The organism is Mesorhizobium sp. M2A.F.Ca.ET.067.02.1.1 (assembly GCF_004023285.1).
Classification (GTDB): domain Bacteria; phylum Pseudomonadota; class Alphaproteobacteria; order Rhizobiales; family Rhizobiaceae; genus Mesorhizobium.
In genome coordinates this window covers 1-8,639 of record NZ_RZSB01000200.1, presented here as the reverse complement: position 1 = coordinate 8,639, position 8,639 = coordinate 1, and the positions used below count along the sequence as shown (strand labels likewise).

Genomic DNA, 8,639 nt, shown 5'->3' with positions numbered 1-8,639 from the left:
ACAGGCATCACCACCACCAAGAGCTCGCCCGACCTGATGATGGTCGTGCACATGCTGTCGCCCGACAATACCTACGACCAGCTCTACGTCTCGAACTACGCCCGCTCGCGGGTGCGCGACATACTGCTCAGGTTAGACGGCGTCGGCGACCTTATCATCTTCGGCGAACGCGAATATTCGCTGCGCATCTGGCTTGATCCGGAAAAACTGTCCGCCCTGGGAATGACCTCGGGCGATGTGGTGCAGGCGCTGCGTGATCAGAACGTCCAAGTGTCGGGTGGCTCGATCGGCGCGCCGCCGACGGGCACCGGCACGGCGTTCCAGTACACGGTCACCACGCAAGGCCGCTTCAACGACGCCCGCGACTTCCGATACGTGATCGTCAAATCGACCGACGACGGGCGCCTGATCGCGCTGCAGGACGTGGCGCGCATCGAACTCGGAGCCAAGGATTACGTCACCAACTCCTATCTTAACGGCAAACCGGCGGTCGCGCTCGCCATCTTCCAGCGGCCGGGCACCAATGCGCTCGCCGCGGCCGCGGAGATCCAGGACAAGATGAAGGAGCTTTCCCGCGACTTTCCGAAGGGGTTGAACTACGACATCGTCTACAATCCGACCGAGTTCGTCGCCGAGTCGATCCAGGAGGTCTACAAGACGATCCTCGAGGCGATGTTGCTCGTCATCATCGTCATCATCGTCTTCCTGCAGTCGTGGCGCATGGCGATCGTGCCGATCGTGGCGATCCCCGTGTCGCTGATCGGCACCCTGGCGGTGCTTTACGCCGCCGGCTTCTCGCTCAACATGCTGACGCTGTTCGGCCTCGTTCTGGCGATCGGCATCGTCGTCGATGATGCGATCGTCGTGGTCGAGAACGTCGAGCGCAATATTGCCAGTGGGCTGGCGCCCAATCCGGCGTCGCACCTCACAATGAACGAAGTCGGAACGGCCATCATCGCGATCTCGCTGGTGCTGATAGCCGTGTTCGTGCCGACAGCCTTCATCCCCGGCATTTCCGGGCAGTTCTACCTGCAGTTTGCGATTACCATCGCGGTCTCGACGGCGATATCGGCATTCAATTCGCTGACGCTTTCGCCAGCTCTGGCCGCACTGCTGTTCAAGCCGCACCATGCCGCGGCGGCGGCGCCGCGCTTTTTCCCGGCGCGGTTCGGACGGGCGCTCGCCGACGGCTTCAATCGCGGCTTCGACAGGGTCGCCCATTGGTATTCCAGCATCATTCGCGTGCTGGTCGGCTCGCGGATAGCGATCACCGCCATGCTGGCCGTTTTCGCGGCCCTGATCTACGCCACGGTCTACATGGTGCAGACGGTGCCGCGCGGTTTCATTCCGTCGCTCGACCAGGGCTATGCGATCGTCGTCGTCCAGTTGCCCGACGGCGCCTCGCTGTCGAGGACCGATGCGGTCATCCAGCAGGCGTCGCAAATCATCCAGAAAACCCCAGGCGTCGACTACGCAGTCGCGTTCGCCGGCTTCTCCGGCGCGACCTTCACCAACGCCAGCAACCAGGGCGTCATCTTCGCCAGGTTCAAGCCGTTTGATGAGAGGCTGAAAGCCGGCCAGTCGGCGACCAGGGTCATCGGCAATCTGTTCGGCAGCCTGCAAAGCATCAAGGAAGCCTTCATCATAGCACTGCCGCCGCCGCCTATTCGCGGCGTCGGCAATGCCGGCGGCTTCAAGCTGCAGATCCAGGAGCGCAACAGCGCCGACATGCGGCAGATCCTGGCGCTTGCCTACGAAATCGCCGGCAAGGCCAACAAGACGCCGGGGCTGATGGGCGTGTTCACCACCTTCTCCGCGTCGAGCCCGCAATTCTTCCTTGCGATCGATCGCGACAAGGCGCGCATCCTGAACGTGCCGATCCCCAACATCTTCGAGACTCTGTCGATCAATCTGGGCACTGCTTATGTCAACGACTTCAACGCTTTCGGGCGCGTCTACCAGGTGCGGGCGCAGGCCGACCAGGCCTTCCGCCTCGATCGCGCCGACATCTTGAAGCTGAAGGTTCGCTCGGCGACCGGCGCGCTGGTTCCGCTCGGCACGTTGATCGAGATCCGCGACGTCACCGGCCCGGCGCTGGTCCAGCGCTACAACATGTACGTCTCGGTGCCGCTGCAGGGCAACGCCGCGCCCGGCGTTTCCACGGGCGACGCGCTGGCATTGATGGAAGGGATCACGGCAAAGACGTTGCCGGCCGGTACCTCCTACGAATGGACCGAGCTCGCCTATCAGGAACGCAACACCGGCAATGCCGCAGTCTATATCTTCGGACTGTCGGTGCTGTTCGTCTTCCTGGCGCTGGCGGCGCAATATGAAAGCTGGGTGCTGCCGTTCGCCATTGTGCTGGTGGTGCCGCTCGGCGTGCTCGCGGCGTTGCTCGGCGTGACTTTCCGAGGGCTGGACAACAACATCCTCGTGCAGATCGGCCTCATCGTGTTGATCGGGCTTGCCGCCAAGAACGCGATCCTGATCGTCGAATTCGCGCGGCAGGCGCAGGAACGGGGCCTGTCGGTCGCAGAGGCTGCCGTCGAAGCCTGCCGGCTCAGGCTGCGGCCGATCCTGATGACCGCCTTCGCGTTCATCCTCGGCGTCGTGCCGCTGATGATCGCAACGGGCCCGGGCGCAGAAATGCGCCAATCGCTCGGCACCGCGGTGTTCTCCGGCATGCTCGGCGTCACCTTCGTCGGCCTGTTCCTGACGCCGGTGTTCTACGTCACGCTCAGGTCGCTGTTTTCAGGGCGCAACCCCCGTGCCGAAGCCGAGCCTTCGGGGCCGGCAGAGACGCCATCGGAGACGCCCGCCGAGTAGGGTTACGAATTCGCCGCGACCGCGCGAACGGCGACGTTTCTTCCTTCCTGTCGAGGCGAGGTTGGCGATTGTCCGAACTAATGTCGGCCCAACCTCGACGGCTGGTGTCGCTGCCGTTACGAGAGACGCTTGAACCCCATAACGGTCATTCGCCGAGTCGTTCTCAAACGACTGCATTGGGGCGCCAAGCTGCCTGCGAAATCGGATCTGCTTGTGGCTCGGATCGCCACCCGGCAAATCAGCTATGCTGATGAGCGTTACGGCTCACTTCTTTGGAAAGGGCACGCCCTTGGTGGTGAATCGCTGTCCTCTGCCGATCGAGCGCACGGGGCGCTTCGTGGCGGCGGCCTTGCCGGTGCCGGGCGGCTGGTGGGCAGGCACGAGCTGGTCGGGGCGGGGACCGATCAGGTCGGCGCGGCCCATCTCCTTCAGGGCATCGCGCAGCAGTGGCCAATTGTCGGGGTCGTGGTAACGCAGGAATGCCTTGTGCAGCCGGCGTTGCCGCCCGCCGCGAACGGTCTCGACCTTGTCGGTCGCGCCGCGCCGCACGCCCTTCAGCGTGTTGACGCCGGTGTGGTACATGGCCGTCGCGGTCGCCATGGGCGAAGGCAGGAAGGTCTGCACCTGGTCGGCGCGGTAGCGGTTCTTCTTCAGCCAGAGCGCCAGCTGCAGCATGTCCTCGTCGGTCGTGCCGGGATGGGCGGCGATGAAATATGGAATGAGGTAGTATTTCTTGCCGGCTTCCTTGGCGGCTGCGTCGAACATCTCCTTGAAGCGGTCATAGGTGCCGATGCCGGGCTTCATCATCTTGTCGAGCGGCCCGCGCTCAGTGTGCTCTGGCGCGATCTTGAGGTAGCCGCCGACGTGGTGGGTCACCAGTTCCTTGACATATTCGGGGCTCTTGACGGCCAGGTCGTAACGCACGCCGGAGGCGACCATCACCTTCTTGACGCCCTTGACCTCGCGGACCTTGCGGTAGAGCCGGATCAGGTCGTCATGCGAGGTGTTGAGGTTGGGGCAGATGTCGGGAAACACGCAGGACGGCAGGCGGCAGGCCGCCTCGATCTTGGGGTCCTTGCAGGCCATCCGGTACATGTTGGCGGTCGGCCCGCCGATATCGGAGATCACGCCGGTGAAGCCCGGGGTCTTGTCGCGGATCTTCTCGATCTCGCGCAGGATCGAGCCCTCGGAGCGGTTCTGGATGATGCGGCCTTCGTGCTCGGTGATCGAGCAGAACGTGCAGCCACCGAAGCAGCCGCGCATCACCGTCACCGAGAACTTGATCATGTCCCAGGCGGGGATCTTGGCGTCGCCATAGGACGGGTGCGGCGCGCGTGCATAGGGCAGGTCGTAGACGGCGTCCATCTCCTCGGAGGTCAGCGGGATGGGCGGCGGATTGAGCCACAGGTCGCGGTCGCCATGGCGCTGGACGAGCGGGCGGGCATTGCCGGGATTGGCCTCGCGGTGCAGCACGCGCGAGGCGCGGGCATAGGCATCGCGATCGCCCTCGACCTGCTCGAACGATGGCAGCCGGATCACGATATCGCCGGGCTTGCGGCTGGCGCCTTCGTCGGCGGAATCGAGATCGTCGGCATGGAGTTCCGTAAAATGCCCGAGCACGCGGCGAAACAGGGCGACGCCCCTGATGGCGTCGAGTTGGCGTGGCGTGTCGCCGGCGGCGAGCCGGTTCGCCACCTCGACGACGGCGCGCTCGGCATTGCCGTAGATCAACAGGTCGGCCTTGGCGTCGGCCAGGATCGAGCGGCGCACCTTGTCGGACCAGTAGTCGTAGTGGGCGATGCGGCGCAGCGAGGCTTCGATGCCGCCCAGCACGATAGGCACGTCCTTGTAGGCCTCGCGGCAGCGCTGCGTATAGACGATCGTGCAGCGGTCCGGCCGCTTGCCGCCCTCGCCGCCCGCCGTATAGGCGTCGTCATGGCGCAGCTTGCGATCCGACGTATAGCGGTTGACCATGGAATCGAGGTTGCCGCCGGTGACGCCGAAGAACAGCCTTGGCCTGCCCAGCGCCTTGAACGGCTCGGCCGACTGCCAGTCGGGCTGCGAGATTATACCGACCCGAAACCCCTGGGATTCGAGCAGACGGCCGATGATCGCCATGCCGAAGCTCGGATGATCGACATAGGCATCGCCGGTGACCAGCACGATGTCGCATTCATCCCAGCCGAGCGCCGCCATCTCGGCGCGGCTCATCGGCAGGAACGGCGCAGCCTTCCCGGCATGAGGCTTGCTGCCGGACAACGGAACGATGTTCTTTTGGGCGCTGGCTATGGTTTCCATCGGCCGACGTATAGGCCGCCGCCAAGGCGAATTCAATTAAGCTCGATCTTGGGCTCCGGAAATGCATTGGGACGATGGAGCGCGCCCGCTTATGGCTTGCGTCGAGCAGGGCCTCAAAACCCGAAAGGCCCGGGCGCCGCAGCAGGAGCGCGTAATTCCACCAAGAGAATGGAGGTCTTGGTTACCACGCCCATCAGCACAACCAGGCCAATTACCACGGGCATTGGAGAAGCTGGTGCCTGCCACCACTGGAGGCAGTCGTGCTCCACGGCAAACTGCAGCATTTTCCACTTTGAGGCGAAATAGTTCTCAACTATGGTCTTGCTAGGCTTAAGGCATGGGGGATTGCCGATGGTTCTATCACGCAGGGGTGTCGTGATCGGCGGCCTGGCGCTGGTCGCGGTCGGTGCAACCGGCAATATTGTTCAAGCCGCGACCGCGAAATCCTTTTTCGCCGGCACCGCCATCGACAACAATTTCGTCTATCGAAAGACCAACTTCGCCAAGATAGACAAGAGATGGCATCGCCAGATCGTCAAGTATTTCAGCAGCGAGCCGGTCGGCACCGTCGTGGTCGATACCCGCCACCACTTCCTCTACCTCATCATGGAAAACAAGACCGCCATCCGCTACGGCGTCGGCGTCGGCAAGGAAGGCTTCAAATGGTACGGTCGCGCGACGATCGAGCGCCGCGCGCTATGGCCGCAATGGGTCCCGCCGCCCGAAATGCGTAAGCGCAGGCCGGAACTGCCGGACATGATCGCAGGCGGCGCGTCCAACAATCCGCTCGGGCCACGCGCGCTCTATCTGTACCGCGACGGCGCCGACATCGGCTACCGCCTGCACGGTACGCTGGAGCCATGGAGCATCGGCACCGACGCTTCCAGCGGCTGCATCCGCATGTTCCCGGAAGACATAATCGACCTTTACCAGCGGTGCCCGATCGGCACCGCGGTGGAAGTCCTGCCGCACATCGCCGACCAGGCGCCCGCTTCCACCTCTGTCGAATGATGGCGCCTCATGGACCGCATGATTGAAAACACCCGCCGGCTGCTCGCCGCCAGCCTGCTGGTGCTGACCGCATCCTGCTCGACCAGCAACACGCTGGCCCCTTCCACGCCCGACGTCACCAACGCCGAGATTGCCGCCTTCCAGAACGTGCAGCCGGGCAGCGAGGAGGATTTTATCCTTAATGTCGGCCGCCGCACCTATTTCACGAAAGGTTCGGCCGCGCTCGATTCTGTCGCCAAGACCACCCTCGACACCCAGATCGCCTGGTTGGCAAAGTATCCGCGCTGGCTGCTCAAGCTGCAGGGTTTCGCCGACGATCCCGGCGCAAACGAAACGGCGCTGTCGCAGCAGCGCGCCGATGCAGTGATGGACTACCTCGCCGCCGGCGGCATAGACCGTAGTCGCATGTGGGCCAAGGGTTACGGCAAGGACAGGCTCGTCCGCGACTGCCCTGACGCCGCCTGCAGGTCGCAGAACCGCCGCGTTGTGTCTAATTTGCGCGATGAGAGGGACGAGCCGTAGAGGGGGAGTGTCTCAGAAGATGGGAGCGGCTGGTCAACGCCATTGCGAAGGGCCATGGCGACCCAACCGTGCTGGGACCGCAATCAACAACGCTGAACGAAGAGCGCAAGAGCATTTTGGCAGGGTTGGATCGGGTACCCGCTGCGACCGATCGTGCTGCACCCTGCGGTGCTCGCCCGCTACGAGGGGCAACTGAACCAACTTTGGACCGGGCGTGCCAAGGGCATTGCTTCCTGGCGATTCCGGATGTGCAGAGGCAATGCGTGGCCTGATCGAAACCGTTACGGTGTTTCGAGATCCTCGAAAACCGGCGCATTGAAGTCGAAATCGCTGGTCGGATGACGGCACTCTTGGGCAACAACGCCTTCCCCACAGCGTCCAAGGAGTAGGGGGAAGATGGTAGCGGGAGAGGGACTTGAACCCCCGACCCCAGGATTATGATTCCCGTGCTCTAACCAACTGAGCTACCCCGCCAGGGTGGCAAATGGCCCGGAAAACCGTCCAGAAGGAACGGGCGTCGCGAGGCGTTCGCCAAGGTCGCGCGGATATAAGGTTGGGAGGGTGAGCCTGTCAAGCTTGGATGATGCCGACACGCCGGCATAATCCAGCCCGTATAATCTCGTCCCAGAAAAGCTTTGCCGGACAGACACTCAGGGCATCTCCCGGGGTTGAGTTCGGCGGGGCACGTCGCTATGTCTCGGCCATGAAATTCTAGAGTTTGAACGAATGAAGCCGCGCATCGCCGTCCTCGGTTGCGGATACTGGGGCAGCAACCATATCCGCACCCTTAAGGCGCTTGGCGCGCTCTATGCCGTTTCCGACGTCAACCGCGCCCGCGCCGAAGGTTTCGCCAGCGAGCAGGACTGCCTGGCGATCGAGCCGGACAGGCTGTTCGAGAGAAACGATATCGACGCCATCGTCATGGCGCTGCCGCCGCAATTCCATGCCGACACCGCCGTGCGGGCCGTCGAAAGCGGCAAGGACGTGCTGGTGGAGAAGCCGATCGCGCTGACCGTCGCGGACGCCGAGCGCGCGGTGAAGGCGGCCAAGGACAATAGCCGCGTGTTCATGGTCGGCCATGTGCTGCGCTTCCATCCGGCCTTCGAGACGCTGAAGGGGCTGATCGACAATGGCGAGCTCGGCGAGGTGCGCTACATCCATTCGCACCGGCTCGGTCTCGGCAAGTTCCACACCGAGAACGACGCGCTCTGGGACCTTGCGCCGCACGACTTGTCGATGATCCTCGCCATCACCGGCACCGAGCCGATCGAGGTGAGGGGCGAGGGCGCGGCGCTGCTCGACAATCTCAGCGACTTCGCGCATCTGCATATGCGCTTCCCGAACGGCCTGCGCAGCCATCTCTTCGCATCGCGCCTCAATCCCTATCGCGAGCGGCGGCTGACGGTCGTCGGCACCAAGGCGATGGCGGTGTTCGACGACGTCGAGCCCTGGGAGCGCAAGCTTGCCGTCTACCGCCACGCGGTCTGGCAGGACAGCGGCCAGTGGGCATTCACCGCCAACGAGCCCTCCTACGTGCCGGTCGGCGAGGGCATGCCGCTGACGCGCGAGCTCGCCCATTTCATGCAATGCATCGAGACGCGCGCCGAGCCGCGCACCGATGGCGAGGAAGCGATACGGGTGCTGCGCATCCTGACCGCGGGCACAGTCATACACACCGGCTCGTCGGTCTGAGCCGTCCTGAAGCAGCGACGATAAGACTGAGAACTTACTCGGCGGGAATCTGCGCCGGCCTTGCCGCAAGCCTGGACAGCATGGCCTCGGCCTCGGCTCCACGCTCGGAACGCTCGATGAAACCGCCGCCGAACACCCGCGCCTCGTTTCCGTCGTCGGAATAGAGCACGCAGGCCTGCCCAGGCGCGATGCCGGACTCGCCGTCGGCCAGCTCGACCGACGTCACACCGTCGCGGTGATGCAGCACGGCCGGACGCGGCGGCCTGGTCGAGCGGACTTTTGCGAAGAGC

The 8,639-nt window shown here is 63.9% G+C and carries 6 protein-coding genes and 1 tRNA gene; 4 read left to right on the top strand and 3 right to left on the bottom strand.

The genetic code is table 11. The annotated features are described in order from the left end of the window. The coding region (locus EOA28_RS15740) for an efflux RND transporter permease subunit (protein WP_128315032.1) at nucleotides 1-2,826 on the top strand (2,826 nt) is incomplete at its 5' end. A gap of 264 nt (nucleotides 2,827-3,090) precedes the next feature. Here the strand turns inward: EOA28_RS15740 and EOA28_RS15735 are convergent. Then, nucleotides 3,091-5,124: a YgiQ family radical SAM protein gene (locus tag EOA28_RS15735; RefSeq protein WP_127386007.1), complete on the bottom strand. Its 2,034-nt coding sequence runs from the start codon at nucleotides 5,122-5,124 to the stop codon at nucleotides 3,091-3,093. A 351-nt stretch (nucleotides 5,125-5,475) separates the two neighbouring features. On the opposite strand from EOA28_RS15735, the gene EOA28_RS15730 reads away from it, so the two are divergent. Both EOA28_RS15730 and EOA28_RS15725 read left to right on the top strand, forming a co-directional pair. Further along, nucleotides 5,476-6,135 carry a L,D-transpeptidase gene (locus EOA28_RS15730; protein ID WP_126081573.1) on the top strand — a complete coding sequence of 220 codons (660 nt, stop codon included), beginning with the start codon at nucleotides 5,476-5,478 and terminating at the stop codon, nucleotides 6,133-6,135. Nucleotides 6,136-6,144: 9 nt separating this feature from the next. Then, nucleotides 6,145-6,657 carry an OmpA family protein gene (locus EOA28_RS15725; protein ID WP_126081574.1) on the top strand — a complete coding sequence of 171 codons (513 nt, stop codon included), beginning with the start codon at nucleotides 6,145-6,147 and terminating at the stop codon, nucleotides 6,655-6,657. Nucleotides 6,658-7,054: 397 nt separating this feature from the next. On the opposite strand, the gene EOA28_RS15715 is transcribed toward EOA28_RS15725, so the two are convergent. Beyond that, a tRNA-Met gene (locus EOA28_RS15715) sits at nucleotides 7,055-7,131 on the bottom strand. Between the two features lie 252 nt (nucleotides 7,132-7,383). Between EOA28_RS15715 and EOA28_RS15710 the strand changes: the two genes are divergently transcribed. Next, nucleotides 7,384-8,349, top strand: a complete 966-nt coding sequence (locus EOA28_RS15710) for a Gfo/Idh/MocA family oxidoreductase (protein WP_127250701.1) — start codon at nucleotides 7,384-7,386, stop codon at nucleotides 8,347-8,349. A gap of 34 nt (nucleotides 8,350-8,383) precedes the next feature. Here the strand turns inward: EOA28_RS15710 and EOA28_RS15705 are convergent. Next, nucleotides 8,384-8,639, bottom strand: a 256-nt coding sequence (locus EOA28_RS15705; protein WP_348633432.1) for an aminomethyltransferase beta-barrel domain-containing protein, incomplete at its 5' end; no start/stop codon positions are given.

Bases quoted from the DNA above. Each gene is read 5' to 3' on its own strand.
- EOA28_RS15735 (WP_127386007.1), bottom strand. From the start codon at position 5,124: ATGGAAACCATAGCCAGCGCCCAAAAGAACATCGTTCCGTTGTCCGGC.
- EOA28_RS15730 (WP_126081573.1), top strand. From the start codon at position 5,476: ATGGTTCTATCACGCAGGGGTGTCGTGATCGGCGGCCTGGCGCTGGTC.
- EOA28_RS15725 (WP_126081574.1), top strand. From the start codon at position 6,145: ATGGACCGCATGATTGAAAACACCCGCCGGCTGCTCGCCGCCAGCCTG.
- EOA28_RS15710 (WP_127250701.1), top strand. From the start codon at position 7,384: ATGAAGCCGCGCATCGCCGTCCTCGGTTGCGGATACTGGGGCAGCAAC.